The sequence below is a fragment of the Psychrobacter sp. Ps2 genome (assembly GCF_022129405.1).
Lineage (GTDB): Bacteria > Pseudomonadota > Gammaproteobacteria > Pseudomonadales > Moraxellaceae > Psychrobacter.
Genome location: NZ_JADQAM010000056.1, coordinates 23,908 through 49,061 on the forward strand (window position 1 = coordinate 23,908; position 25,154 = coordinate 49,061).

General features: G+C 42.6%; 26 protein-coding genes. 11 read left to right on the forward strand and 15 right to left on the reverse strand.

Annotated features, from left to right (window positions below):
- Positions 1-155 precede the first annotated feature (155 nt).
- The 3 genes from I3254_RS08845 to I3254_RS08855 all read right to left on the reverse strand — a co-directional run bounded on the left by I3254_RS08845 (position 156) and on the right by I3254_RS08855 (position 3,813).
- Positions 156-1,283, reverse strand: coding sequence for a M14-type cytosolic carboxypeptidase (locus I3254_RS08845; RefSeq protein ID WP_238052595.1), 1,128 nt, complete (start codon positions 1,281-1,283; stop codon positions 156-158).
- Positions 1,284-1,541: 258 nt separating this feature from the next.
- Positions 1,542-3,089 carry an ATP-binding protein gene (locus tag I3254_RS08850; RefSeq protein ID WP_238052596.1) on the reverse strand — a complete coding sequence of 516 codons (1,548 nt, stop codon included), beginning with the start codon at positions 3,087-3,089 and terminating at the stop codon, positions 1,542-1,544.
- A 1-nt stretch (position 3,090) separates the two neighbouring features.
- Positions 3,091-3,813 carry a heavy metal response regulator transcription factor gene (locus I3254_RS08855; RefSeq protein WP_238052597.1) on the reverse strand — a complete coding sequence of 241 codons (723 nt, stop codon included), beginning with the start codon at positions 3,811-3,813 and terminating at the stop codon, positions 3,091-3,093.
- Positions 3,814-4,037: 224 nt separating this feature from the next.
- On the opposite strand from I3254_RS08855, the gene I3254_RS08860 reads away from it, so the two are divergent.
- The 7 genes from I3254_RS08860 (at position 4,038) to I3254_RS08890 (ending at position 9,629) form a co-directional block, all read left to right on the forward strand.
- Entirely contained in the window at positions 4,038-4,322 is a 285-nt protein-coding gene (locus I3254_RS08860; protein ID WP_238052598.1) for a hypothetical protein, read from the forward strand.
- Positions 4,323-4,499: 177 nt separating this feature from the next.
- A complete protein-coding gene (locus I3254_RS08865; RefSeq protein WP_238052599.1) occupies positions 4,500-4,796 on the forward strand; it encodes a hypothetical protein in 297 nt (98 codons plus the stop codon).
- A gap of 194 nt (positions 4,797-4,990) precedes the next feature.
- A complete protein-coding gene (locus tag I3254_RS08870) occupies positions 4,991-5,584 on the forward strand; it encodes a cytochrome c (protein ID WP_238052600.1) in 594 nt (197 codons plus the stop codon).
- A 140-nt stretch (positions 5,585-5,724) separates the two neighbouring features.
- Positions 5,725-6,375 carry a DUF411 domain-containing protein gene (locus I3254_RS08875; RefSeq protein WP_238052601.1) on the forward strand — a complete coding sequence of 217 codons (651 nt, stop codon included), beginning with the start codon at positions 5,725-5,727 and terminating at the stop codon, positions 6,373-6,375.
- Between the two features lie 117 nt (positions 6,376-6,492).
- The gene (locus I3254_RS08880; protein WP_269117530.1) at positions 6,493-8,193 is read left to right on the forward strand and encodes a copper resistance system multicopper oxidase; all 1,701 of its coding nucleotides are present in this window, start codon (positions 6,493-6,495) and stop codon (positions 8,191-8,193) included.
- A 25-nt stretch (positions 8,194-8,218) separates the two neighbouring features.
- Complete coding sequence (locus I3254_RS08885; RefSeq protein WP_238052602.1) at positions 8,219-9,118, forward strand: copper resistance protein B; 900 nt, start codon at positions 8,219-8,221, stop codon at positions 9,116-9,118.
- A 43-nt stretch (positions 9,119-9,161) separates the two neighbouring features.
- On the forward strand, positions 9,162-9,629 hold the full coding sequence (locus I3254_RS08890) for a DUF305 domain-containing protein (protein ID WP_238052603.1): 468 nt from the start codon (positions 9,162-9,164) through the stop codon (positions 9,627-9,629).
- A 35-nt stretch (positions 9,630-9,664) separates the two neighbouring features.
- Here I3254_RS08890 and I3254_RS08895 read toward each other — a convergent pair whose 3' ends face one another.
- Positions 9,665-9,886 carry a hypothetical protein gene (locus I3254_RS08895; protein WP_057760053.1) on the reverse strand — a complete coding sequence of 74 codons (222 nt, stop codon included), beginning with the start codon at positions 9,884-9,886 and terminating at the stop codon, positions 9,665-9,667.
- A gap of 171 nt (positions 9,887-10,057) precedes the next feature.
- On the reverse strand, positions 10,058-11,185 hold the full coding sequence (locus I3254_RS08900) for an alkene reductase (protein ID WP_238052665.1): 1,128 nt from the start codon (positions 11,183-11,185) through the stop codon (positions 10,058-10,060).
- Between the two features lie 186 nt (positions 11,186-11,371).
- Here I3254_RS08900 and I3254_RS08905 point away from each other — a divergent pair, with 186 nt between their 5' ends.
- On the forward strand, positions 11,372-12,256 hold the full coding sequence (locus tag I3254_RS08905; RefSeq protein ID WP_238052604.1) for a LysR family transcriptional regulator: 885 nt from the start codon (positions 11,372-11,374) through the stop codon (positions 12,254-12,256).
- 232 nt (positions 12,257-12,488) lie between these two features.
- Here I3254_RS08905 and I3254_RS08910 read toward each other — a convergent pair whose 3' ends face one another.
- Both I3254_RS08910 and I3254_RS08915 read right to left on the reverse strand, forming a co-directional pair.
- On the reverse strand, positions 12,489-13,316 hold the full coding sequence (locus tag I3254_RS08910; RefSeq protein ID WP_238052605.1) for a class III extradiol ring-cleavage dioxygenase: 828 nt from the start codon (positions 13,314-13,316) through the stop codon (positions 12,489-12,491).
- An 89-nt stretch (positions 13,317-13,405) separates the two neighbouring features.
- Complete coding sequence (locus I3254_RS08915; protein ID WP_201572330.1) at positions 13,406-13,852, reverse strand: DoxX family protein; 447 nt, start codon at positions 13,850-13,852, stop codon at positions 13,406-13,408.
- A gap of 161 nt (positions 13,853-14,013) precedes the next feature.
- Here I3254_RS08915 and I3254_RS08920 point away from each other — a divergent pair, with 161 nt between their 5' ends.
- Positions 14,014-14,922: a LysR family transcriptional regulator gene (locus I3254_RS08920; protein WP_238052606.1), complete on the forward strand. Its 909-nt coding sequence runs from the start codon at positions 14,014-14,016 to the stop codon at positions 14,920-14,922.
- Positions 14,923-15,009: 87 nt separating this feature from the next.
- Here I3254_RS08920 and I3254_RS08925 read toward each other — a convergent pair whose 3' ends face one another.
- Positions 15,010-15,723 (reverse strand): hypothetical protein, encoded by a 714-nt coding sequence (locus I3254_RS08925; RefSeq protein ID WP_238052607.1) that lies wholly within the window; start codon positions 15,721-15,723, stop codon positions 15,010-15,012.
- Positions 15,724-16,162: 439 nt separating this feature from the next.
- Here I3254_RS08925 and I3254_RS08930 point away from each other — a divergent pair, with 439 nt between their 5' ends.
- Positions 16,163-18,640, forward strand: a complete 2,478-nt coding sequence (locus I3254_RS08930) for a heavy metal translocating P-type ATPase (RefSeq protein WP_238052608.1) — start codon at positions 16,163-16,165, stop codon at positions 18,638-18,640.
- A 97-nt stretch (positions 18,641-18,737) separates the two neighbouring features.
- Positions 18,738-19,130, forward strand: coding sequence for a Cu(I)-responsive transcriptional regulator (gene cueR, locus I3254_RS08935; RefSeq protein WP_110923448.1), 393 nt, complete (start codon positions 18,738-18,740; stop codon positions 19,128-19,130).
- Positions 19,131-19,289: 159 nt separating this feature from the next.
- Here the strand turns inward: cueR and I3254_RS08940 are convergent, their stop codons facing one another.
- The 7 genes from I3254_RS08940 to pxpB form a co-directional block, all read right to left on the reverse strand.
- Positions 19,290-20,099 (reverse strand): hypothetical protein, encoded by an 810-nt coding sequence (locus tag I3254_RS08940; RefSeq protein ID WP_238052609.1) that lies wholly within the window; start codon positions 20,097-20,099, stop codon positions 19,290-19,292.
- 126 nt (positions 20,100-20,225) lie between these two features.
- The gene (locus I3254_RS08945; protein WP_238052610.1) at positions 20,226-20,708 is read right to left on the reverse strand and encodes a hypothetical protein; all 483 of its coding nucleotides are present in this window, start codon (positions 20,706-20,708) and stop codon (positions 20,226-20,228) included.
- A gap of 221 nt (positions 20,709-20,929) precedes the next feature.
- A complete protein-coding gene (locus I3254_RS08950) occupies positions 20,930-21,352 on the reverse strand; it encodes an acetyl-CoA carboxylase biotin carboxyl carrier protein subunit (protein WP_238052611.1) in 423 nt (140 codons plus the stop codon).
- Between the two features lie 23 nt (positions 21,353-21,375).
- The gene (locus I3254_RS08955; protein WP_238052612.1) at positions 21,376-22,563 is read right to left on the reverse strand and encodes an NRAMP family divalent metal transporter; all 1,188 of its coding nucleotides are present in this window, start codon (positions 22,561-22,563) and stop codon (positions 21,376-21,378) included.
- 226 nt (positions 22,564-22,789) lie between these two features.
- Complete coding sequence (gene pxpA / locus I3254_RS08960; protein ID WP_238052613.1) at positions 22,790-23,527, reverse strand: 5-oxoprolinase subunit PxpA; 738 nt, start codon at positions 23,525-23,527, stop codon at positions 22,790-22,792.
- Entirely contained in the window at positions 23,517-24,440 is a 924-nt protein-coding gene (locus I3254_RS08965) for a biotin-dependent carboxyltransferase family protein (RefSeq protein ID WP_238052614.1), read from the reverse strand. The genes pxpA and I3254_RS08965 overlap by 11 nt, the downstream gene beginning before the upstream one ends.
- 52 nt (positions 24,441-24,492) lie before the next feature.
- A complete protein-coding gene (gene pxpB / locus I3254_RS08970) occupies positions 24,493-25,146 on the reverse strand; it encodes a 5-oxoprolinase subunit PxpB (RefSeq protein WP_238052615.1) in 654 nt (217 codons plus the stop codon).
- Positions 25,147-25,154: the final 8 nt, after the last annotated feature.

Below are 25,154 nucleotides of genomic sequence, written 5' to 3' on the forward strand. Positions count from 1 at the left end.
TTTTGTCCATTAGCGACTACCTTCTACTTTTTAGCATGAATTTTGTCCATTACACCGCAAATGTGAAGATGAAAATAAAAAAAGCTGCTAACGATGACCACTAAGACACTCGGCCATCATTAGCAGCTTTTTATTTTCTGCAGCTTTTTTTATCGTTATCTTAAATCATCCACGACAGCTAGCATTGCTACCAGTGATGCTTCGCCTAATTTGATAGAACGCTCGGGTGACCAACCCATCTCTTCATCGGGTAGATTATCATTGTCTTTAAATGGCATCTCTAACGTATTGGCGAGGCAATCAAAACGCTCTGCTACCCAATTGGTGGCAACGGTCATATTGGCAGCACCTCGTGCATCGATCTCATAGCCAATCTCAGACTGAAAATCAGCACTGGCTAACTTCAATACGTCTGAAAACTTATCACGTAGTCCAGCAAGACGGTCACTGTAGCTTGGCGTCCCTTGTGACCCAGCGAGGAATACATACGGCAATGCTTCATCGCCATGCACATCGTAAAATAGATCCACGCCGGTCGCTTCCATTTTATTAATCACATGAAATACTTCAGGGCTTTTGTCTAAGCTTGGGCTTTGCCATTCACGGTTTAAATTGGTTCCGACAGCGTTAGTACGCAGGTGTCCACGTACACTGCCATCAGGGTTCATATTAGGGACAATATAAAAGTTTGCCTTGTCCAATAACTGTTTGCCAGTCGCATTATCGCTATCTAACAAGCTATACAACAAACCCTCAATGAGCCATTCAGCCATCGTCTCACCTGGATGCTGACGAGCAGTAATCCATATATTGCGCTTGTGAGCAGCACCGTCACCTATTTTAACTAGGGTCAAGTCACGTTTATCAAGCGTTTCGCCTAGATGCTCTAACGTCACTAGCGGATGCACTTGCACAGCGGCCAATAAATCTTGATGACGCTCATAGCTATAAGGCGCAAAATAAGCAATTTGAATGGTTTCGCATTCTAACTCTGCCACGATGGTCAATTTGCCATCTTTGTAAGACGTTGGCAGACGGAACCAATGCTGACGATCATAAGAAGCCACCGCTTGGTAGTTCTCCCAACCTTCCAGATAAGAGGCCCCTCCTGCATTCATAATATTGAGAACATACTGCTCCCCTATTTGACCTGACAGACGAAAGTTAAACCACTGAAAAAACTCACCACCAACATCTGGACGAATCGCTAATTGAATGTCTTTTTTGTCATCTGTATTAATAATGTCAATGTTGCCTGCATCAAAATTAGCCGTGATATGCATAGTCATTCCCTAATTGATTTTTATGATTGTGTTTTAAGTATTATGTTCGTTATCGACTTACTCTTCTACCTATTGCCTTTTAATAATCTCTAGCTTTATATTGGGCACTAGACATACATTTACTTGGTCATTACCAGCTCGTTTTCAAGGCAACCATCTATCAAATTTATCTATTCAGATTGAATATCTATCGTTGACTAGGGCGTGTCCTCAATTCAATCGATAGTCATCTAAATGAGGACACGCCCTACTAAAAGATTAAACGTCCGCCAATAACTCGACACTCACTTGAAAGTAATCATCGTCTTTTATAGTAATAATGACGTTACCGTTATGCGCCCCAACGATAGACTGTACGATGGATAGACCCAAACCTGTTCCTGTATGGCGATCTACTGTTTTGTGATGTCGATAGAAGCGCTCAAACAACTTATCTGCCTCACTTTGTGTCAACGGCTCATCTAATTGGTTGGTGATGGTCATTCGTAGAATATCTTGTTTTGATTGCTGAAAACTGGTTATCGTTGTGCCCACTATCTTATCTGAGTTCATTCTATCTGCCCTAATGGTTATAACGCTATCTTGAGCAGCATAATAAATCGCATTTGATATCAGGTTAGCAAAGAGCCTTTGTAATAAACTTTTATCCCCTAAGACAGCGCTGAAATCACCTTTGGTTTCAATAGCGATACCTCGGTCTTCTGCAATCATTTCGTAGTAATCAACGAGCTTGGTGATTAAACTTTCCGTATCCACGTGACTGATTTGCGAGTCACTCAATCCTTTTTGGGTTTTTGCCAGCAGCAGCATATTATTTATCATGGCCGATAGCTGCTCTAAGGTGTCATGCTGATGGTGTAGCTGCTCAATGTATTCATCACTAGCTCTCGGTTTGTTTAACATGACTTGCGTTTGCGTGCTGAGTGTCGCTATTGGAGTGCGCAGCTCATGGGCGATATTGTCTGAAAACCGTGACAATGATTCAAAATTACTTTCAAGCTTGGCCATCATTGAGTTGTAAGATTCTGCTAGTGGTCGCAGCTCTAACGGCATATCGCTGACCGTGACTCTGTCGTCCAATCTGTCAGGATTCATTCTTTTCATTTTTTGGACGATGGTCGCCAAAGGGGCAAAACCCCAGTACACACCCAATGCCGCTACTGATATGAGCAACAAGGTAATCGCGAACAAAATCATACTAAGCTGACGATTGAACTGTAATAAATACTGATGATGCACATCTATAGGCAATGCGATAAGCGCGAGCATTTTGTCGTCTTCAATGACCATTGCTCGATAGTATCGGCTATTGATATTCATCACAAACTGTTGCTTATCATTATCTTGTTTCAGTGATGACAGATTAAACCCCTCTCCTAGCTCTTGAGCAAAGTTATTGGGGGTACTAGACAGTATCTGCCCTTCTTTATTAGCGATAATGGTTTTTAGATCGTAATCTAGCCAAGAAGAATGCTGATGATCAGCTTCATCTGATATCGCTGCGGTAGAAGTATTTCCATCAGGCATTACGTCAGGTGCCGCTCTTAGCGACTGTTGATTATTCAATAGATTTTGAGAGGTATGTAGGGTTTGGGAAGTTATAGGGCTACTAGGTTCTATCACTCGTTTACGTAGGTTAAAAGCCGCATGGGTCATAATCTCAGCGTCCATTTGCTCAAAATGGCCTTTAACAGAACGTTGTATCCATATATAAATAATAACCTGCGATATAACAACAAATATCGTGAGCAACAACACAGTACGCCATAATAGTGGCAAGCGCCGATTGTCCAACCTGTGTTTCATATTAGATATTGCCAGCTTCGTGAGACGGATTATTATCAAGCACTGTATCGACAGCCTCCAATCGGTACCCCATACCACGCACAGTATGAATCAGCTTTGCCTCATGCTCATCATCTATTTTTATGCGAAGACGCCTTATCGCCACATCAATCACATTGGTATCATTTTCAAAGTTCATATCCCACACTTGAGAGGCGATGACGGAGCGTGGTAGGACTTCACCTCGGCGCTCTAACAGAAATTGTAGTAAGGAAAACTCTTTCGCCGTGAGCTTAATAGGCTTATCTCCTCTATGCACAGTACGCTTTGCAATATCCATTTTGAGGTCTGATATCTGCATAATTGTACTTTGATAATCGGCTTGATTGGCACGTCGCAATAAGCTTTTTATTCTAACTATCAATTCTGCAAATGCAAAAGGTTTGGTCAAATAATCATCGCCACCAATCTCAATCCCTTTTATATTGTCACTTAAATCATCTTTTGCGGTTAGAAATAGCACAGGCGTATGCTTGCCTGCCGCTCGGTAATTACGCACCAGCTCAAAGCCACTAACGTCAGGCAGCATCACATCCATCAATATCACGCTAAATTCTTCCGTCATCAATGCATGATAGCCATCTAATCCTGTTAGCTGATGATCCACGATAAACCCAGCTTCGGTTAAGCCTTTTTTTATATACTCGCCAAGCTTCAATTCATCTTCTACCAGCAGCACTTTCATTGTAATTCCTCAATACGGTCATGATTGTGTAACGTTCTAACCTAACCAGCACAGGTGACAACATTGACTGGTAGCTGACAAAGATGTCATGTGCTCGTAATCAGACTGTCAGTTTTATTTTGCTAACCTACATAAACGATAAATAGCTGCTCGTTTCAATACTTAGCTACGATGAATTATTTTTATCGGTAATCAATGTAAACAACTTACAAAAGAGGTTTTATATGAAAATTCATGGTTCATTCAAAAAAGCAGTATTGCTATCAGTCTCTGCACTTATTGGTACTACCACTGCCAATGCGCATACGACTGATCTAAGCACTTCAATCATCAATAGCTGCGATGCTGTGACTGAGTTTGCAAAAAACTTGGATCATAACGATGCTCAGCTCTCAAATTCACAAATGAAAAGCTATATCGATGCGAGAGTGGCTTGTGAGATTGAACACAAAGATCAACATCTACAGTCTGAAAAATATTTCATCAACAAATATGGTAGCGATAAGTGATATCAGCTCTGATGTCATACTAAAGGATTACTGACAACATTAAAAACCATAAATATTAAGATGACAGAATTGTAATCTTACCGTCATCTCTCTGTCAGAATCACTAAAGTATGCTTTAAAGTAACTTAATATCTTAAAGTCTTTTCGACTACATACCAAATCAAATAAGGATTTACCATGTCACTATTCAAATCAATGCCACTGCTCAAATCAACGCCACTGTCTAAATCAATCATAGCAACTGCTATAGCCTTAGTTGTTTCAACCTCTGCTTTGGCACACGACCCAAAAATGCATGCTGACAAAGATCAAATGAACTGTGAGAAAATGCAAAAGCATATGCAGATGATGCAAAAAATGGATCATAGCAAAATGGATATGAATGATCCTGCTATGAAAGCTATGATGGCTAACATGAGCAAAATGAAAGCGATGTACCAAAAGCACTGTGTGAGCAGCGATAGCGACTCTTAAATATCAATTTATAAGTTCAACACTATAGTCAGTTCAATATAATTTCGATACAAGGAAACCGAGAGCAAGTTATACATTAGTATGCTTAGCGAGGATGACGCTGTAGCGGATTTATATAGACTTGACTATATTGTCAGAGAAGCTGATCAAGCAGTAATGGGATATTAAAGAAAATGGATTTTTAGGACAAACCTATGAAGTTCTTGTTAGGAATACTTTTTACTGTCTTTGTCGCTATTACAGGTATTTTTATTACGGTGACTAGCGGCATGATAAATATCGGTGCTGATCGAGCTCATAGTCCGCTGGTTTACGATTTTTTAGAAACTGCCCGCACACGCTCAATTGAACATGCCAGTAAGAATATTTTAGTTCCCAATTTAAAAAAGGCGGAGATGATCAGCTCGGGCGGCGCAGATTATAAAGATATGTGTGCTGGCTGTCATTTGTCTCCCGGCGTCAACAGCACAGATTTAAATAGCGGTATGTACCCAAAGCCTCCTAACTTTACTGAGGCAAATATCGTTAAGCGCTATCAAAATGAGGCTGGTGCCAGACAAAGCTTTTGGGCGATTAAACATGGCATTATGGCGTCTGGCATGCCCGCTTGGGGCGCTACTCACGATGATGACAGGATGTGGGCGATGGTCGCTTTTATTAGATCGCTACCTGACTTAAATGAAAACCAATATACCATGCTAACGACTCGGCTAGACGATAGTATGTTGGATATGTCGTTTGATGGTGAGATGGATATGTCAGGTGATGGATCCGAAATGCAACATTGATTTTTTGTAAAAAATGCAGTGCTCAATAGTGCTACTTTTTGCGATTTGAGTTTTAAGCTTTGCTAGCACTATTTTGTCCAGTGATGTGGCTCTAATTTTTATAATATTTAATCGTCAGACAGACGCTCGGGAGTAGTTTTATGAGACGCTATACCAATAGATTTATTAATGAACATCATCAGATATCTGGCCGTGTGCTCTCGGCGATCGTGGTATTGCCATTATCGTTAACGATTGCTGCGTGTAGTCAACCTAATTCCGCTGCTGACTCAACACCAGCGACTGAGCCAACTATTGCTACGCAAAACGTGCAAACTACGCAAACGGAGCAACCAACAGCTGAAATAATGCCAGTCAGCGCTCCTTCAGATACCCAATCAACTATCCTAAAAAACATCTCAGCCACCGTTTATAAAGATGCCAATTGTGGCTGCTGCAAAGAATGGGTCGGTTATGCCGAAGGTCATGGTCTAAACGCAACCGCACAGAATGTCGAAGACGTGTCCTTGTTTAAAGAGCGATACAGCGTACCGCAGCAAATGCGCTCTTGCCATACCACCGTCACTACTGATGGCTACGTTTTCGAAGGTCATGTTCCTGCTAAGTATATGGCGCAGTTCCTAAAAAACCCGCCAAGTGATGCGATCGGACTTGCTGTACCGAGCATGCCAGTCGGTAGCCCAGGTATGGAATACCAAGATAAATTTATGCCATATAAAGTGATGCAGCTTAACAAAGATGGCTCAACAGCTATTTATGCAACGATTGACACACCGCAGCAGCAACTCTAGCTTGGTTGTCATTTAGATAGATTATCCCGCTCTATTAATAAGCGGCCAAAGACATAGGCTTAGCTGATAAATATAGACTCAACTCTCACTTTATGGATATAAATCAGGTGAATTATTATGAACAAAACTATGCTTAATCGCAGGCGTTTTTTGACAGGATCTTCTACCTTGTTAGGGGCATCCATGCTGTCCACCCTCCCGTCTATTGCCAATAGTGCGCTCGGTAAAGGCCAGCAGAATGTAGCCGTCAACAGTGATAAAGCCGACCATATCGTACCTATCTTAACTGGGAATGAGTTTGATTTGTATGTCAGCAAGAAGCCTGTCACTGTCAATGGCAAGTCGAGTATGGCGACGCTGATTAATGACTCATTGCCAGCACCAACGCTAAAGATGCGTGAAGGCGATACCGTAACTATCCGTGTTCATAATCAGATGAATGAGTCAACCTCTATTCATTGGCATGGTCTGCTCGTCCCATTTGAGATGGATGGCGTACCAGGTATTAGCTTCGATGGTATTCCTGCGAACAGCACCTTTACCTATAAATTCAAACTTAAACAATCAGGCACCTATTGGTATCACTCACACAGTGGCTTTCAAGAGCAAACCGGTATGCTCGGTGCTATTGTCATTGAACCAAAAGGCCGTGAGCGTCATCCAGTCGCAGAAGACCATGTGATCGTGCTGAGTGATTGGACGCACCGCGATCCGCACAATCTCTTGAAGTTGCTCAAACAGCGCGCTGACTTTGATAATTATCATCTGCCAGATTTCAAAAAACTATTGTCTGATATTGCCGCAACAGATTTAGAAGCCGTTTATGACAAGCGCAAAATGTGGAATCAGATGCGCATGATGCCGACGGATTTTACTGATTTGTCTGGCGAAAAGACCTTTACCTATCTGATGAATGGTAAGACCACAGCAGCCAATTGGATGCAGGTAGTGAAAGCAGGACAGCCCGTTAAATTACGATTTATCAATGCTTCAGCGCAAACCATCTTTGATGTGCGTATACCGGGTCTCAAGATGACTGTAGTAGCAACAGATGGTATTGATGTCGCACCCGTTGCGATTGATGATTTCCGCATTGGCGTGGCTGAGACCTATGATGTCATCGTCACGCCTACTCAAGACGCACATACGATATTTGCCCAAAATATCGATCGTTCAGGCTATGTTGCGACCACGCTTGCGACCAAAAAAGGTGCGCGAGCTGCCATACCGGCTATGGACAAGATCGAATGGTTGACCATGGCCGATATGATGGGTGCGATGGGTGATAAAGGCTACAAAGCAAAGCATGCTAAGACCGAGTATGACTTTAAATCTGATATGCGTGTCGACAGTCCACGTATGAACCTAGATGATCCCGGTATTAACCTGCGTAATATCAATCGTGACGTGCTGAATTATAGTCAGCTGCACTCTGTCGATGAGGCCATATTTGCAGAGCAGCGTAAGCCTACCCGAGAGATCGAGCTACATTTAACGGGTAACATGGAGCGCTATATTTGGGCGTTAGATGGTGTCATGTTTAAGGATGCAACGCCTGTCAATATTAAGCCAAACGAACGCGTACGTATTACCTTAGTCAATGACACCATGATGAACCATCCGATGCACCTGCATGGTATGTGGAGCGACTTGCGCACGCCATCTGGAGACTTTCAGGTACGTAAACATACGATTGTGGTACAGCCTGCGCAAAAGATTAGCTTTGATGTGACAGGAGAGTTTGGACGATGGGCGTGGCATTGCCATCTGCTTTATCACATGGAAGCTGGCATGTTTAGAGAAGTTGCCGTCGTTTAACAAACCTTCGAATATGAGGCTTATTATGAAAATATCTAAGAAAAATCTGTCATTCATTGGTTTGTCATCGCTAGTCTTGCTCACATCATCGTTTGCAACGGCTGCTGATATGTCTGGTATGGATCATAGCGGCATGGATATGTCGGGTGATATGTCTGATATGGACCACAGTGGCATGGATATGTCTGGTATGGATATGTCGGGCATGCAAGGTGGGCAGCCACCAGCTGATGCTCGCAGTCCAGACTATTCAAATGGGGTTTCATACGGGCAGTATGGTAAGCCCATGATGATGGGCAGCATGCCATTATGGGGAGTCTCAGTAGACGATTTGGGTTATCAGTTTGATGAAGATCAAATCAACTTCGAGTCGACGGGTTGGTACGGTACTGATAGCAATCGTATAAGACTACGCACGGAAGGTAGTGCTCAGACTAAAGATGATAAAGAAATCGATAGCTTAAGCTCCCTTGCCTATTGGAAACCACTAAGTATTTTTTGGAATGGTGAAGCTGGTGTCGCTTACGATACTGAAAACGACAACGCTGCCGTAATGGCAGGTATTGTCGGTACCGCGCCTTATTTTATAGAAACGGATGCGAGAGCCTACTTATATACCGATGGTCAACTTCGTCTTGATCTGGGCGCAGAGTACGAATGGCGTTTGGATCAGCATTGGGTAGTCATACCGGAGGTTGGACTGACTGCCTTTAGTAAAGATGACCATGATAATGGTATTACCAAAGGCTTTAATGAGATGGAAACTGAGGTCAGGCTGACTTACGAGACATTCAGTCGCCAGCTAGCTCCTTATGTAGGTGTTAGTTATGAGACAGCGCTTGGCAAGGCTCGTGGCCAACGACGTCAAGAAAATGAATCAGTTGATAGCAATAGTTTGACTGCGGGGGTTAAATTCTGGTTTTAACTGTCTACCCATTTTAATTTAACAAAACAATGGAGGTCATATCATGGAAGCTGCTAAGCAAAAAAATATGAACCCTTATGTAAAATTTACCTTAATGATTCTGACATCGACTGTCATCATGTATATCATGATGTACTTCAATACCTACCAGTGGGATCACATTTACTTTAGTGAAACCCGAGCTTATATGGCGCTATACATGGGTGCCGGTATGGCAGTCGTCATGTTGGCATTTATGACCGATATGTATAAGAAGACCAAGGTCAATTTGATGATCTATGGTCTAAGTGTATTGATGTTTGCAGTTGGTATCTGGGGCGTTAGATCTCAAGCGACTGTCGATCAAGTCGATTGGATGCAGGCGATGATACCGCATCACTCGATTGCCATTCTCACCAGTAGCCGCGCTGATATTGAAGATCCGCGTGTGCAACAGCTTGCTGATGATATTATAAAAGCACAAAAACGTGAAATTGATGAAATGAAGCAGTTGATTGATGAGCTTGAATAAGAGAATGGTGTACCAGTGAACGCTGCGAAAAGCGATTACTTTTTTCTGCTCAGACGCTCAATGACCCAGCCTGCTAGTGGGAAAGACACCAACTGTGTCAGTGGAACAAGTATTATCGTTTCAATTAATACCACCACTGGCAGGCTTAATCCTTGGGTCACAGGCTTCAATAACGTCAATACGATTAGGAGCGTTGGATAAAGTCCGACATATCCTATCAATATGCGTATAAGTCTGTCTTTGGAATTCTGATTCATTGCCTACTACCTATTGATAAAACGATAAAAGAAAAACCTTTAAGCGACAAAAACAATAATTGTCGCTTAAAGATTGACTGTCTGTGAATATCCAACAAGTCACAAATTTATAAATGAAAATAAGGCCATTAGTATTAATGGCCTTATCTCAGTCACTGTTTATGTACTTTGCTATTCTTGATAGTAAGGATAATCACTGTAGCCCACATCAGTACCACCATACATCGTGGTAGGATCTACTTCATTCAATGGCCAGTTATTGGCAATACGCTCTGGCAGATCAGGATTGGCGATAAAAGGACGACCAAACGCGAATAAATCACCGTAGCCTTTTTCTAAAATGTTCACAGCTTTTTGTACCGTGTACTTGCCAGCATAAATAATACGGCCTGAAAACTCTTCTCTGACTGCTTGATAAAAAGTGTCTGGTAAATCAGGCGCATTATCCCAATCAGCTTCTGCAATGGACAAATAAGCAATACCCGCTTGCTCAAGCAATTTGACTGCTTCGACATAGGTATGATGGGGATCTGACTCTACCAAGCCTAAATACACGCGCGTCTCATCCGTACTCGCAAATAATGGCGCAAAGCGTACGCCTAAACGATCAGCACCCACCACATCACTGACAGCAGCGACGATTTCTTTTAAGAAGCGCAAACGATTGGTCAACGACCCACCATATTGATCATCACGGTGATTGGTGTGCTCAGAGATAAACTGATTGACCAAATAACCGTTAGCACAATGCAGCTCTACCCCATCAAAACCCGCCTCCAATGCATTGCGCGCAGCGGCCGCATACATCGTTACCAACTCACCAACTTCATCGGTACTGAGAGCGCGTGGCTCACTTGGATCAGCCAATGCACCTGCACCTGGACCTGTTTCAATAAATACTTTGACGTTATCAGCGGTAATATCAGACGGCCCTACCGGCTGAGCACCATTAGGCTGCAAGCTGGTGTGCGACACACGGCCTACATGCCAAAGCTGAGCAAAAATAATACCGCCTTTGTCATGTACTGCTTGCGTGACTTTTTTCCAACCTTCAACTTGGGCTGATGAATGGATACCTGGCGTCCAAGCATAACCTTGACCTCTTGGCTCAATCTGCGTACCTTCCGTCACCATAAAGCCTGCTGACGCACGCTGTGCATAATAGCTGGCCATTAAGTCATTAGGGATATTGTCAGGTTGCGTGCTACGAGAGCGTGTCAATGGCGGCATTACGATACGGTTGTTGAGCGTATAAGGCCCAAGTTCTACAGAGGAAAATAATGTCTTTGTATCTGGAATAGTTTGTGTCATAAGTATCTCTTTTAAAGCAGCTGATGGCTTATTATTGAATGTATTGAGCCTGTTTTAATGCTTAATAGCTCATTTAGTGGCTACTTAAGCAATGTTGGTCAGCATAGCGTTTTGCAGGTACAATTAGAAACAACCGTTTCTTGTTTAAGATACAATTATTAATGGTATGAAATTATGAATGGTATGAATCGGCTCGATATCAAGCAACTTAGAGTATTGCAGGCGCTACTTGATCTAAAAAACTTGTCGCAAGTCGCACGCAAAATGGGGCTGACCCAACAAGCCATCAGTGAGCAGTTACGCAAGTTACGTGAGGTATTTGATGATCGTTTGTTTATTCGTCAAGGCAATAGCATGGTGGCAACACCAAAAGCGCTATCGATGCAGCAACCTATTGACCATATATTAAAGCAGTTGGAAGATTTGTTAGAGCCAGAGATTTTTATGCCGCACACATACAAAGGCATATTTACGATTAGTGCGACTGACTATGCGACGCAGGCATTATTACCGCAATTGTTTAATATTACGCGACGCGACGCACCTGATCTGAAGCTGATCGTCCGTGATTTTGCCTCGGACAATATCAATCAGCTGATTGCAGCAGGCGAGCTTGATTTGTTGATTACCTTCCCTGAATTTATCCCTGATAACTTATCATATGTGACTTTATTTGAAGAGCAACATTTATGCGTGACGGGTTGTGAAAATACCTTTGCCACAGAGCCATTGACGCTGTCGCAAGTGGCTGCACACGCGCAGCTAGTCGTGTCACCCTCGCGTGCTAATTTACGCGGCTCTCATGATCAATGGTTTGCAGAAAAAGGTCTAAAACGAAATATTGTGATGTCGGTTCCTAGCTTTTCGGCTGTACCAGATATTTTGCACACGACTGACATGATTGCGTTTTATCCTTCGCGATTATTGCCGAGCAGTAAGGTCAAAGAACTTGAGGTGGAAGCATTGCCGCCTACTTTTAAGGTCATCGCAGCATGGCATCCACGTACTGCTGACAGTGGCATACATCGTTGGTTAATCGAGCAATTACGAAATCTATAATAATTGACTTAGCTATAGCCAACCTTGAAACGACATCGAAAGTCTTTAAATTTGAACTTGACGGAAATAATGTAATGGCAAAGTATGAATAATAAGCGACGTTATCTCTTATTTTGATAGGTTGTTAATAACTGCTCTATCAACCTAAAACAACCTTTGATTCTGAGATTCAAAGGTTGTTTTATTTTTGACAATTACGCTGAAACACTGTGATCTATGCTTTTTAGAATACTTACCCAAACTGAAAAGCAGACAACTGCGTTTTTAGCACTTGCTGGGAGTAAACCTTGTGCCCTTTGTCACGTCCTGCTGCACCCACCGCTATCATAAGCGGCAACAAATGCTCCTCTGCCCCTAACGGATGTGAGTCAAGCGCGTGAGGCGCATTTTTCCAATTGGCCAATGCCGCAAGTCGTTTATCCGAATCTGCTAATTCCACAGTATTCGTTAGCCATTCATCAAAACGCTCTGATGGTTCAGTAAAACTAGTATCACCATAACCACGCATATTATGAAAGCTCATGCCGCTACCGACGATTAGCACACCCTCTGTACGCAGTGATGCCAGTGCTTGACCAGCAGCTAAATGCGCCTTCGGGTCTAAATCATGACGCAAAGATAGCTGCACCACTGGAATATCTGCCTCAGGGAACATTAGCTTAAGCGGTATAAATACGCCATGATCAAAACCGCGCTCCGCATCTTGTTTATTACCTACCCTTGCCTTTGTCAGTAGACTACTGACTTGCTCTGCCAATGCTGGCGCGCCTGAGGCTGGATAAGTCAAACTATAAGTATGTTCAGGAAAGCCATAATAATCATAAATGAGATCAGGTTGCTTGCCAGCGGTGATACTAAATTCAGCCGTCTGCCAATGCGCACTAATGATTAAGATAGCCTTTGGTAGCTCAGGTAAACGAGTAGAAATGCCCTTTAAAAACGTTGCCATCTCATACCACGTATCCGCTGGTTGCCAATCCATAAAAAAACAAGGCCCTGCACCATGCGGTATAAACAGTACAGGCTGGCTGACTGGCTCATTAGATAAAAGTGTTGTCATGGCTTTCCCCTTGTTGCTTGTCTTAAATGGCTATTTTCAAATGGCTTTATTCACTAATAATTGAATAATCCCATTTACAATTATAAAACCTAGTCTAATTTTTCTGATAATACTTTATCCATACTGAGGGAGCCGCCACCTTGAATAGCTAGGGCAAGCGTAGCTACCATCAATGTTAGCGCGTATTCATAACCGCCATTATCAGCAAATAGCCCATTGCTAATATGGACAGAAAAAATAGCCACTAACATGGTAAAGGCTGCGGCTAAAGCAGCTGGTCTGGTTAACAAACCTAATACCAGAGCCAGACCACCGAAGAACTCAGCACCACCTGCTAGTATCGCCATTAAGTAGCCAGGTTCCATACCCATACTGCTTAACCATTGAGCCGTACCTGCCAATCCATTGCCACCAAACCAACCAAATAATTTTTGGGCGCCATGGGCTGCTAAAATCAGGCCAACGGGTACACGAAGAACTAAGGCCGCTGCTCCAGCTTTTGATGTCAAAATAGTATCTAATAGTGATGATTTCATTGATGCTTACTCCATAAGGTATGATTAAAATGAATAGTGTCGAAAATGATATAAGCACACTTTACTATCAACGCTATAAAAGAGTAAGCTCAGTTATATTGAATAATTATCAACATACTGTTTATAATGAATTTGATATCGAGAGAATTATAGGGACAGATATGGATAGAATCGATGCCATGCGTGCTTTTGTCGCGGTAGTGACAGAAGGCAGCTTTAGTAAAGCGGCTATTACGATGCAGCTCTCGCCGCAGCTAGTAAGCAAGTATGTAGCAAAGCTAGAGGAGGAACTACATACTCGCCTGCTCAACCGTACTACACGCAAAGTCAGCCTGACAGAAGCTGGCAGTCAATACTTTACGCACGCGCAGCAGATTTTATTGAGTATTGATGAGATGGCATCGCAGTTAGGCGGCTTACAGCAGCATCCCAAAGGCGTCCTGCGCATCAGTGCGCCCGTCTCCTTTGCCCTAAAGCATATGGCAAAACTCATCACTGATTTTCAGGAGCGCTATCCGTCAGTTACCGTTGATCTGCAGTTGAGTGATCGAAAAGTAGATATCGTTGAAGAAGGGTTTGATATTGCCCTGCGTATCGGACAGCTCCAAAGCTCATCGCTTATCGCCAAGCAGATTGCTCCGATTCGCGTGGTATTATGCGCCTCGCCCGAGTACCTCAAAAATCATGGCACCCCTAAGCAACTTGAGGATCTAGAGTCGCATCGCTATTTGCATTATAGCTATATGAATGTAGAAACTAAGGGTCAAATCTACAAATACCTAAAGACCAAACAATTCAAAGAACGTAGCGTTTTCCATAGTAATAATGGTGACGTACTCGTTGAAGCAGCTATTGCAGGCGGAGGATTGATATTACAGCCGACTTTCATTGCTAGCGAAGCATTAAGTACTGGTAAGTTGGTTGTAGTGTTGCCAGAATATGAACCTAGCCCTTTGGGGTTGTATGCAGTCTATGCCCATAGAAAACTACTACCTCACAAAGTCAGATGCTTTATCGACTTTATGACCAACTACTATGGCACGCCGCCGTATTGGGATGAGAATATATAGCTCTAAATATAGAGACATAAAAAAGCTACGACACATCATGTATCGTAGCTTTTAGTTTAAGCAAACTTAAGCGAGCTGATTTGACGATCAGATCCAACCTTCTTCTAACAGGTGCTCAGTATTGCTGATTTTAAAATTATTGCATAAGTCATAGAATGCCATTGGGTCTTCAACATTATCGAGCAACTCTCGTTTATGCAGTGCCACAAACAGCGCCAACGCATACGCTGCACTATGGATAGATTTTTTAGGATTAAAGGTAATATCAGTAAACCCTTGATATTGAATCACTTCTTCATGCAGCTGAGGGTTTTGCTTGAGCGCATTCACGTACAGCCAGTCATAAAATGTCGTTAACGGCTCTACGCCCCATTCCATACCAAAGTAGTTGTAGCCAATGAGCTCGCCCGAGGTCATCAATCGCTCATCTTTTCTGGCTTGTCTTGGCGCTACTGTTAGCAAATCTGTATAAGGACCACCATCTTCAAAAACCATACTGGCTTGAAAAGCATTTTCGACACTATATGGATTGCCATCATGCTCATCAGTAATCTTTAAACTAAACGGGCTTAGCGGAAAACTCAGCTTATTTCCAGACTTACTGGACAGCTCTAATACGTGCTTAAATCCATACTTTTTGCGAATGACTTGTTGTAGGTCATTGATGGATTTTTTCTTTTGTCTGGTCGCAAATCCCACATGCCGCTCAAACATAACCATATCCGTTTTTACCAAATTGTCACTGTTGACTTTGGGCATGAATACGGGTCTTTGTTCTATCGTATTTGGTACTTCTTCCATAGTGATGTGCCTTAATATCAATGGTCTTGTATAAATGTTTTATGTTAACGGTGCTGATATCACCTGCTGTTGACGACGTACTCTGTCATTGATAGCCGCGTTTATTATTATTTGTATTTTCTTCGCTAGCAGCCAAATACAGTGAATTGATCTAGAGCTATCGAGAGTTATCGAACCCTATCAGCGCTCGCTGGGCAGTTTATCTTATTATCAGCCATTTATCCTGCCCTATTTTAGAATTAATACAGCCACACCTTCAACAATAAACCATAATTGAGCTATTTTGTATTCAACGCCAAATATAAGACGCTATTATAAATGAGCTTAAAAGTATTTAAAGAAATACGCTTGGCGTGCTAGCGATGATGTCAACCTATATGCTGTCGCTATAGATTTGAAAATAAGATTAAAAATATAGTTAAAAACGACAGAGGTTGTTATGAAAACAAAAAATAATAAAGCCCCTACTTATCAAGAAGTGCTGAGCATTGAAGGCATGAGTTGCGCCTCGTGTGTCGGGCGTATCGAAAAGCAGTTAAAAAATATTGAGCACGTTGAAAAAGCTGAGGTAAATCTTGCCACTGAACAGGCAACTGTTTATTCATCGCAGCCTTTAGACGTTGCCCAGTTAAACAAAGCAGTAGAGCGCGCAGGCTATAAGGTGACTGAAACCAAGCCTATCGAGCTATCCATTGAAGGCATGAGCTGTGCCTCTTGCGTTGGGCGGGTAGAAAAATCTTTGGCCAAAGTCGCTGGCGTGCAACAAGCCACAGTAAACCTTGCGACTGAACGCGCTTGGATTAAAGGCGATGCGCAAATACAAACGAGTGAATTGATTGAGGCCGTTAAAAAAGCGGGCTACGAGGCCAAACTGGTAGAACAAGATCAAAGTGATCGACAAGATAAAAAAGCCTCAGAGCAAAATCAGCTTAAACGAGATTTAGGGCTTTCTGCGCTGTTGTCACTGCCCGTATTCATTCTAGCAATGGGCTCGCATATGATTCCCGCCTTTCATATGTGGGTGGTGAATAACCTCGGCACCCAGCAAAGTTGGTTGATACAGTTTGTCTTGACCACATTGGTATTACTCTTTCCAGGCCGACGCTTTTATCAAAAAGGCGTGCCAGCCTTATTGCGTTTTGCGCCAGATATGAATTCGCTAGTGGCGATTGGTACTGTCGCAGCGTATGGCTTTTCCCTCATAGCGACCTTTATCCCGCAAGCGTTACCTGAAGGCACGGTGCATGTCTATTACGAAGCCGCTGCCATGATTGTGAGCTTGATATTATTAGGTCGTTATTTTGAAGCAAAAGCCAAAGGTCGTACTTCTGGGGCCATTCAGCATTTAGTAGGCATGCAGGCAAAGACGGCCCGTATACAGCAAGATGGCAAAGTCAGTGAAGTCCCTGTAGAAGACGTCACTGCACAAATGATAGTTGAGATTCGTCCAGGCGAGCGTGTACCTATCGATGGCGAAGTCGTTGACGGCCATAGTTATATTGACGAATCTATGATTACTGGTGAACCTGTCCCTGTGAAAAAACAAGCCGGCGATCAAGTGGTCGGCGGTACTATCAATCAAAACGGTACCGTGAATATTCGAGCAACGGCCATTGGTAAAGATTCTGTATTAGCGCAAATCATTCGTATGGTAGAACAAGCCCAAGGCTCTAAATTACCGATTCAAGCATTGGTGGATAAAGTCACCCTGTGGTTTGTACCAGCGGTGATGTTTTTATCAGCATTAACCTTTATAGTTTGGTTGATTTTTGGCCCTGACCCTGCTTTAACCTTTGGTTTAATCAATGCGGTTGCCGTGCTCATTGTAGCCTGCCCTTGTGCAATGGGATTGGCCACTCCCACCTCTATTATGGTCGGTACGGGTCGTGGTGCAGAATTGGGTGTGCTATTCCGTAAAGGCGAAGCGCTACAAATGCTTCAGGATGTGAGCGTGGTTGCCGTTGATAAAACAGGCACATTGACTGAAGGCAAACCTACCTTAACAGATTTCCAAGTCCAACAAGGGTTTGAGAAAGAACAAGTCTTACGTGTGGTGGCATCGGTTGAAGCAAAGTCTGAGCATCCCATTGCCTTAGCCATTGTACAAGCAGCAGAACAACAGAGTATTCAACTGCTGCCTATCACTGACTTTGAGGCGATGACAGGTTTGGGTATTCAAGCAAACGTGGCAGGCCAAGTGATCCACATTGGCGCAGATCGTTATATGCAACAATTAGGGCTTGATGTTGCGCCTTTTGAACAAGATGCGCTACGTTTGGGGCAAGAAGGTAAAACCCCACTCTATGTATCGATTGACCAGCAGTTGGCCGCTATCATCGCCGTTGCCGATCCTATTAAAGAGACGACTCATGCCGCCATCGCCGCACTACATCAGTTAGGCTTAAAAGTGGCCATGATTACAGGTGATAATCGCCATACCGCCCAAGCGATTGCCGCAAAATTAAATATTGATCAGGTAGTAGCAGAAGTATTACCCGAAGGCAAGGTAGATGCAATACGCCAGTTGCAAGAACAATATGGCCGAGTGGCATTTGTTGGTGACGGTATCAATGATGCCCCTGCATTGGCTCAATCCGATGTTGGATTGGCCATTGGTACAGGCACAGACGTGGCGATTGAGGCGGCTGAAGTGGTGCTAATGTCAGGTAGTCTGCAAGGCGTGCCTACCGCGATTGCCTTGAGTAAAGCCACCATCAGTAATATCAGACAAAATCTGGCTTGGGCATTTATTTATAATGTTGCTTTGATCCCGATTGCTGCAGGTGTCTTGTATCCCGCCTTTGGTATCCTGCTCTCACCAATTTTTGCGGCAGCCGCCATGGCGCTATCTTCTGTTTTTGTCTTAGGTAATACGTTACGTCTCAAGTATTTCAAAGCAACTGTCATTACAGAGTGAATATAGAATCGTAAAGGATATCCATATAGGGTTTAAATACACAGGTTATTTAAACCCTTTTGTTATTTAAGTCCCTTTTTAAGTTAGGAGGATAAATATGAATATTGGTCAAGCATCAAAGCAATCAGGTATCTCTACCAAAATGATTCGCTACTATGAGCAGATTGGCTTGCTAGAAACAGTAAATCGCTCGAACTCAGGTTATCGCTTGTATTCTAAAGATGATATAGACGACTTATGCTTTTTGAGACATTCTCGTGACTTGGGATTCTCATCCAAGCAAATGAAAGAGTTACTGTATCTGCGCAAAAATGCCAATCGTCAGAGCGCGGATGTTAAGCAATTGACACAAGAGCATATCGAAACGCTGAATCAAAAAATTGCCCAATTGCAAGAGATGGTCAATTCGCTACAGAATTCTTTTGATCATTGCGCAGGCGATGATAATGCAGACTGCGCTATCTTAGAGGATCTTGGGCAAGCTAAATAGAGTTCTTAACGAGCATCTCCTAATTTAGAAGGCGTTAAAACGTCAGATCATGCTGTTTTGCACAACTAAAATAAAAGTAAATATTCATGATTTTCAAGTATTGATAGTCAGCTCAGTGCCAGTAGTGGACGGTGGCAACCTTAACCTCTTGTTGTGTAACTACTTCATTATTTCATTTATTTTCAGGTGTTTATTGATGTAGCTCAGAATATCATTAACACTTTGGTCTAAACTTTCACGCGAAGAATTATATTCGTTCCAAATCCAAGTTGGATCAAATTTAACGGTCTGATCGATTGTTGTATATTGAGTTGGCATTTTTTTCGCAGCTTCAGTAAGAACGTCACCTATAAGAGTTAAGTTACTTCTGTTTATCTCTATTATTTTATGGATTTTCTCTACTAGCTCCTTTGGAAGTAAAGGAGACGAAGCTAGATTAGAAAGCTCTTCTATGGCATCGTTATACTTTTTAGTATAATTTACCTCCACTTGCTCATATTCATGCCATTTTGCTAATTTCAAGGCAGGCTCTACTGGATTGCGATCACTTATGGGAGGTACTTCCTCCATTTCCTCACCAACAGATATATGCCTGAAATTTTTTAAAAAGTTCTCTTTACTAATGACTGTTCCATAAACAGCAGTTTCTAGTTCCTTACTAAACTCCTCTGATGGTTGAACTTGATCTTTAAAAAAGCAGTTGATGTAATTCAAGTGCATTTTACAAGCGTTTATATTAAATACTTCTTGAATACCTGTTTCCTTATCAAATTGTTTTTGATTCTTATAATTAAATGCCTCTAGGATTTTCTTAAACTCCTCTACTTGCAACTTGAATATCTCAGTTTTTATTGGAGAAAATAGTGTTTTCCGAGCTTGAAGATAAGACAATATACCAATTGTACCTACAACTAAAAAGAAGCCAATATTGAAAATATTTTTCCAGTCCTCTAATTCCAAATTTTCCATAATCCCTCTTTACCAGTATGAATTATCAATGGCGTATAACACCTTAATAAGTGATGAGTAATTGTTTTCTAAAATTCTTGACGTACGGAAAATAGTAAACTATTTTCTCCTGTATTAAATAGCTTCTTAGATTTTTGGATTAAAGAACGATGCAATATACTCAAAGTCGCCACCATATTTTTGAATACCAACAGGCCCCATTGACTTAATTTTAATGTTGCCATTATCATTTAAATCTACCCAGCTCGTTACAGGGTAAACAACTTGAGAGTATTCGTACAATTTTGGGTTGTCGTAATGATACTCAACAGACTCTGTCAACTTTGCAATCCCTCTAACGGACTCACCTTCACAGCAAATGACATAATCATCTTTAGAAAATTTTGTTAGGTTCAAAATTATTCGACTCGGATCTCGATTGTCTGTCCAGTCGTTATAAACATAACTAACAAAATTGGTAATAATTTCTCTAAATTTTTGCTCATTTTTAACAGGTAATAGAGGGGATAAGTCTCCTATAGCCGACCAACCTTGCCCCAGAACTTTCCTATACTTCAATTCTTCATAAGAAGAATATTCTCGATCGATTGCTAGTAGCCATACTGTCATTATCATTCCTTTAGAGTGTATATTCGAACAAAGCGCTAGATAGCGCGCTTAACATTCTATTAAACCACGATTTCCATAAAAAATTCAGTTTTCACAGAGTTAGCGATAAAACATTGCGCAAACGATGATAATACTCAGCACATAAAAAACCCTTTAAGCGACAGATGACGCTTAAAGGGTTTATATTTTGATTTGATCAAAACTACGTTAACTGTCTTTCTTTAACTACTAGCTAACTCAAAAATAGGCTGTCCGTATTCAACGTTCTGGCCACTTTCAACCAAGACAGCCGTGACCACACCTTCTTTATTACTAATCACGGGCTGCAAACGGGTCAACTCATTAATGAAGCAAACGGTTTGACCTTTTTGAATATGGTCGCCTTCTTTGACTAGATTGTCTGTTGCATCGTCTTCACTTAAGTATACCTGCCCTACATAGGTGGCACCTACTTGCAAGACATCACTACCAGTCTGTTCAGGCTCATGAGTAGACGTGGCCTCTATAGGACTAGCGCTAACATTATTCTGCGTACCTAGATTATTAACCACTCTAATAGATTGCCCGTTGTCTGCAATCGTAACTTCGTGCAGCTGACTGCTTTCAACCAGTTTGACCACACGTGTTATTTGCTCTATATCCATAATACATTCCTTATCTTAATTTTTTAACTCATGCCCAGATATTTAGCAATGGTCATGACACTTAGGATACTCATCACAATGGCGATTAACCAACCAAATGCCGCAATCCAAATCGGATGCTTATAATTGCCAACGATATTTTTTCTGTAGGCGGCAATCAGAATGATGACCATGGCGATAGGTAGCACTAAGCCATTTAACGTACCAACCAATACCAATACTTGAGCCGGTTTACCGATAGTGGCAAACACTAGCGTTGAGATCACGATGAAACCAATAATGAAGTAGCGTTTATAAGTCTCAATGAACGGATGAAAGTTGGTCATAAAAGACACAGAGGTATAAGCAGCACCAATCACCGAGGTCACAGAAGCCGCCCAAATCACCATACCAAAAATAACTTTACCCGCATTTCCTAGAATGTACTGAAACGGCGACATGGCTGGGTTGGCTGGGTCTAGTGCAAAGCCTTGAGATACCACGCCTAATACGGCAAGGAATAAAAATACGCGAATAACAGAGGCAATCAAAATACCTGAGACTGAGCTTCTGGTCACTGATTTTAAATTCTCTTCTCCGCTGACACCTGCTTCCAATAAGCGATGCGCACCTGAGAAAGTAATATAACCGCCAACCGTACCGCCGACTAGCGTCACGATAGCCACTGCATCAATTTTGTCAGGCATGATCGTTTTGCTGACGGCTTCTGCTAATGGTGGATCAGATTTGAAAACCACATAAATGACCAATACAATCAGGATAAAGCCCATTAACTGAGCGAACTTATCCATCATAGGCCCAGTTTCTCGGCCTAAAAATATGGCGACGGCAATCACACCACTGATCAGGGCGCCTGTGATGGGCGACATGTTGAACATGGACTGCATGCCAAGTCCGGCACCGCCAATATTACCAATATTAAAAGCCAGACCACCCGCAATGATTAAGAACGAGAGCAAGTAACCGACACCAGGAAACACCAAGTTGGCGATTTCCTGTGCACGTTTTTTGGAGACCGCGACTACTCGCCAAACGTTAAGCTGGACGCCGATGTCCATAACAATAGAGATTAAGATAACAAAACCAAAACTTGCCATTAGGCTTTCGGTAAATGTGGCCGTTTGGGTCAAAAACCCTGGCCCTACTGCTGATGTGGCCATCAGGAAGGCCGCGCCTAAAATGGCGGTATTATGTTTTTTTATGGTGCTCATAAACATCCTTGTTCTATATGGGATAATTTAATCAAATGATTAGGGCGTGTCCTCATTTTAAAAATGGTGGTAAAAATGAGATAAATTGCAGTCAAACAAGGAAAATAGCGCAGATAATATCGAGATATTAGTCAACTATTTGACGCTGTTTGGCAAGATTTAGCCATTTTTAACCCATTTAGATGACCATCGATTGAATTGAGGACATGCCCTAGCGTGCGGATATTTAGTGGGCAGATATAGTGATACCTTTGAGTTCCAGTTGTTTCTTTATTTCTTGCGCGAATAAAATAGCGTGTTCACCATCACCATGTAGGCAGATACTTTGCGCCTCTACGGGTACGGTCTGACCACAAACACTGGTGACGGTTCCTTCAGTGATCATCTGCAATACATGCTTAATCGCATCATCCGTATCGGTTATTAGCGCATTGTCTTTAGTGCGGGAGACCAATGAGCCGTCTTTTTCATAGTTCCTATCGGCAAACACTTCTGATATCGAGGCTAAACCCTGTTTTTTGGCTGATTTTACCAAATAGCCGCCGGACAAACCCATGACTTTTAGATTTGGATCAAATCGTTTGATTTCACTCGCCAAAATATCTGATAAATTTTCATCGATTGCAGCTTGGTTGTACAACGCACCATGCGGTTTTACATAGTCCAAAGTCACGCCGACCAAGTCACAGAGCGCTTTAGTCGCGCCCAATTGATATACCAATAACGCACGGTAATCGGCTTCACTTAACGGCTGATGAATACGGCCAAAATTCTCTCTATCGTTTAGACCAGGGTGCGCGCCTACGCTCACGTTGTTTGCTTTTGCCAATTGCAAGGTGGCTAGCATCTCGCCATAAGACCCAGCATGAAGACCGCAGCAGACATTCGCTGAGCTAACAATCGTCAATAACTTATCGTCTTGCCCGCAGCCTTCAGCCACATCAGCATTTAAATCAATTTTCATTGGCATACTCCTTTATTTGATCGATGTAATGTTGTCTGTTTTGCTGTTCCTTTAACGCCTGCTCTAACGACACAACGACGAACTGACAGGCTTTGCCAAATCTAATCTGTGCCATCAGACCTATGTCTGCTTGAATCACGGTTGCGATTTTAGGATAGCCACCCGTCGTTTGCCCGTCTGCCATTAGGACAATCGGTTGTCCTTGCGGTGGTACTTGGATCATGCCAATATCAACGCCATGTGAGCTCATTTCTACTGGCTTACTAAATTCAAGTGCTGTAGCTCCTTCTAAGCGGTAACCCATGCGGTTGCTACTGGTTTGTAGTTTCCAAGGTTGATTTTCAAAAGCTTGTTGAGACGACTCAGTGAAGCAGTCATACTCACTGCTTTTTATCACTCGAATAACCTCGGTTGGCGCAAGACGGGCCACCCCAATCACAGGTAGACTTGATTCAGTCTTTACTGCCAAGCTGTCATCGGCTTTTAGATATCTGCCTTCAAATCCGCCAAATCCTGCTTTGAGATTGGTGCTGACTGACTGCAACACTGGCTCGATATCAAAGCCACCGTGCACACATAAATAGGTATACATGCCTTGTAGCGGACGCAAAAGCTTGAGCGTCTGCCCAGCTGTCGCATTGATACGCCAATAACAAGGAATACGCTCGTCGTCCAAATACGCCTCGTATAAAGCCCCTGTTAAGCAAAAACTGACGCTTTCTTCAAACTGTATAGTTAGCTCACCGAGCGCTATTTCAATAGCGGGTTCGTTGGCTTCGTTTTTCATCAAAGCGTTACCAGCTTGTAGCGCCCAGCTGTCCATTACGCCATTTCTACCCACACCCATACTGCGGCAACCCAGTCGTCCCGAATCTTGAATACTTGCAAGGGCACTTGCGGTTAAAATTTTCATTGATACCACCTGTTTATTTGTCTTTTTGATTCATGCATCTTTTATTTATCGCTTATTGATGAATATCAATCGCTTTAAATGTCAAAGTATCACCTGCGTTAAGCAACGTCGGAGAGGTCTTGGTTAAATCAAATAAAGCAGTATCCGTCTGGCCTAGTAACTGCCAGCCGCCTGGAGACTCAAAAGGATAAACCCCTGTCTGCTCGCCGCCGATACCCACTGAGCCTGCCGGCACTTGGGTTCTAGGTACAGCATGCCTTGGGAAGTATAAGGACTCAGACAAGCCGCCAAGATAAGGAAACCCTGGCTGAAAACCGATAAAGTAAACGGTATAAGTGGCTTTGGTATGTAGATCGACAACGGCTTCAACTGAGAGATTTAGGTCATTCGCCATGGCCGCTAGATCGGGGCCATACTTACCGCCGTAATGCACTGGTATCTCGACGTGCTTACCTTGGATGGTTTTTGAAGGGATATCATTGAGCAGGTCTGAAAGCTTATCTTTGAAAGTATTCAGCTCAGCCCAAGTTAATGGCACGATGAATACACTGAGCGTATTCATGCCAATCACCACTTCGATGACTTCTGGCATATTCTGGATGCTGTCTGATAAAGCCCAGCATTTTTGTTGTTTTTCTAAGGTGGTTGGTTTAGGAAAAAACAACGCTAGATTGGTTTCACTGCATAGTTGCCATTGTAGTTCCATCAGCACGC

What these genes read in the sequence shown, in the direction of transcription:
- I3254_RS08845 (WP_238052595.1), bottom strand. Translation starts at nt 1,283, where the DNA reads ATGCATATCACGGCTAATTTTGATGCAGGCAACATTGACATTATTAAT.
- I3254_RS08850 (WP_238052596.1), bottom strand. Translation starts at nt 3,089, where the DNA reads ATGAAACACAGGTTGGACAATCGGCGCTTGCCACTATTATGGCGTACT.
- I3254_RS08855 (WP_238052597.1), bottom strand. Translation starts at nt 3,813, where the DNA reads ATGAAAGTGCTGCTGGTAGAAGATGAATTGAAGCTTGGCGAGTATATA.
- I3254_RS08860 (WP_238052598.1), top strand. Translation starts at nt 4,038, where the DNA reads ATGAAAATTCATGGTTCATTCAAAAAAGCAGTATTGCTATCAGTCTCT.
- I3254_RS08865 (WP_238052599.1), top strand. Translation starts at nt 4,500, where the DNA reads ATGTCACTATTCAAATCAATGCCACTGCTCAAATCAACGCCACTGTCT.
- I3254_RS08870 (WP_238052600.1), top strand. Translation starts at nt 4,991, where the DNA reads ATGAAGTTCTTGTTAGGAATACTTTTTACTGTCTTTGTCGCTATTACA.
- I3254_RS08875 (WP_238052601.1), top strand. Translation starts at nt 5,725, where the DNA reads ATGAGACGCTATACCAATAGATTTATTAATGAACATCATCAGATATCT.
- I3254_RS08880 (WP_269117530.1), top strand. Translation starts at nt 6,493, where the DNA reads ATGAACAAAACTATGCTTAATCGCAGGCGTTTTTTGACAGGATCTTCT.
- I3254_RS08885 (WP_238052602.1), top strand. Translation starts at nt 8,219, where the DNA reads ATGAAAATATCTAAGAAAAATCTGTCATTCATTGGTTTGTCATCGCTA.
- I3254_RS08890 (WP_238052603.1), top strand. Translation starts at nt 9,162, where the DNA reads ATGGAAGCTGCTAAGCAAAAAAATATGAACCCTTATGTAAAATTTACC.
- I3254_RS08895 (WP_057760053.1), bottom strand. Translation starts at nt 9,886, where the DNA reads ATGAATCAGAATTCCAAAGACAGACTTATACGCATATTGATAGGATAT.
- I3254_RS08905 (WP_238052604.1), top strand. Translation starts at nt 11,372, where the DNA reads ATGAATGGTATGAATCGGCTCGATATCAAGCAACTTAGAGTATTGCAG.
- I3254_RS08910 (WP_238052605.1), bottom strand. Translation starts at nt 13,316, where the DNA reads ATGACAACACTTTTATCTAATGAGCCAGTCAGCCAGCCTGTACTGTTT.
- I3254_RS08915 (WP_201572330.1), bottom strand. Translation starts at nt 13,852, where the DNA reads ATGAAATCATCACTATTAGATACTATTTTGACATCAAAAGCTGGAGCA.
- I3254_RS08920 (WP_238052606.1), top strand. Translation starts at nt 14,014, where the DNA reads ATGGATAGAATCGATGCCATGCGTGCTTTTGTCGCGGTAGTGACAGAA.
- I3254_RS08925 (WP_238052607.1), bottom strand. Translation starts at nt 15,723, where the DNA reads ATGGAAGAAGTACCAAATACGATAGAACAAAGACCCGTATTCATGCCC.
- I3254_RS08930 (WP_238052608.1), top strand. Translation starts at nt 16,163, where the DNA reads ATGAAAACAAAAAATAATAAAGCCCCTACTTATCAAGAAGTGCTGAGC.
- cueR (WP_110923448.1), top strand. Translation starts at nt 18,738, where the DNA reads ATGAATATTGGTCAAGCATCAAAGCAATCAGGTATCTCTACCAAAATG.
- I3254_RS08940 (WP_238052609.1), bottom strand. Translation starts at nt 20,099, where the DNA reads ATGGAAAATTTGGAATTAGAGGACTGGAAAAATATTTTCAATATTGGC.
- I3254_RS08945 (WP_238052610.1), bottom strand. Translation starts at nt 20,708, where the DNA reads ATGACAGTATGGCTACTAGCAATCGATCGAGAATATTCTTCTTATGAA.
- I3254_RS08950 (WP_238052611.1), bottom strand. Translation starts at nt 21,352, where the DNA reads ATGGATATAGAGCAAATAACACGTGTGGTCAAACTGGTTGAAAGCAGT.
- I3254_RS08955 (WP_238052612.1), bottom strand. Translation starts at nt 22,563, where the DNA reads ATGAGCACCATAAAAAAACATAATACCGCCATTTTAGGCGCGGCCTTC.
- pxpA (WP_238052613.1), bottom strand. Translation starts at nt 23,527, where the DNA reads ATGAAAATTGATTTAAATGCTGATGTGGCTGAAGGCTGCGGGCAAGAC.
- I3254_RS08965 (WP_238052614.1), bottom strand. Translation starts at nt 24,440, where the DNA reads ATGAAAATTTTAACCGCAAGTGCCCTTGCAAGTATTCAAGATTCGGGA.
- pxpB (WP_238052615.1), bottom strand. Translation starts at nt 25,146, where the DNA reads ATGGAACTACAATGGCAACTATGCAGTGAAACCAATCTAGCGTTGTTT.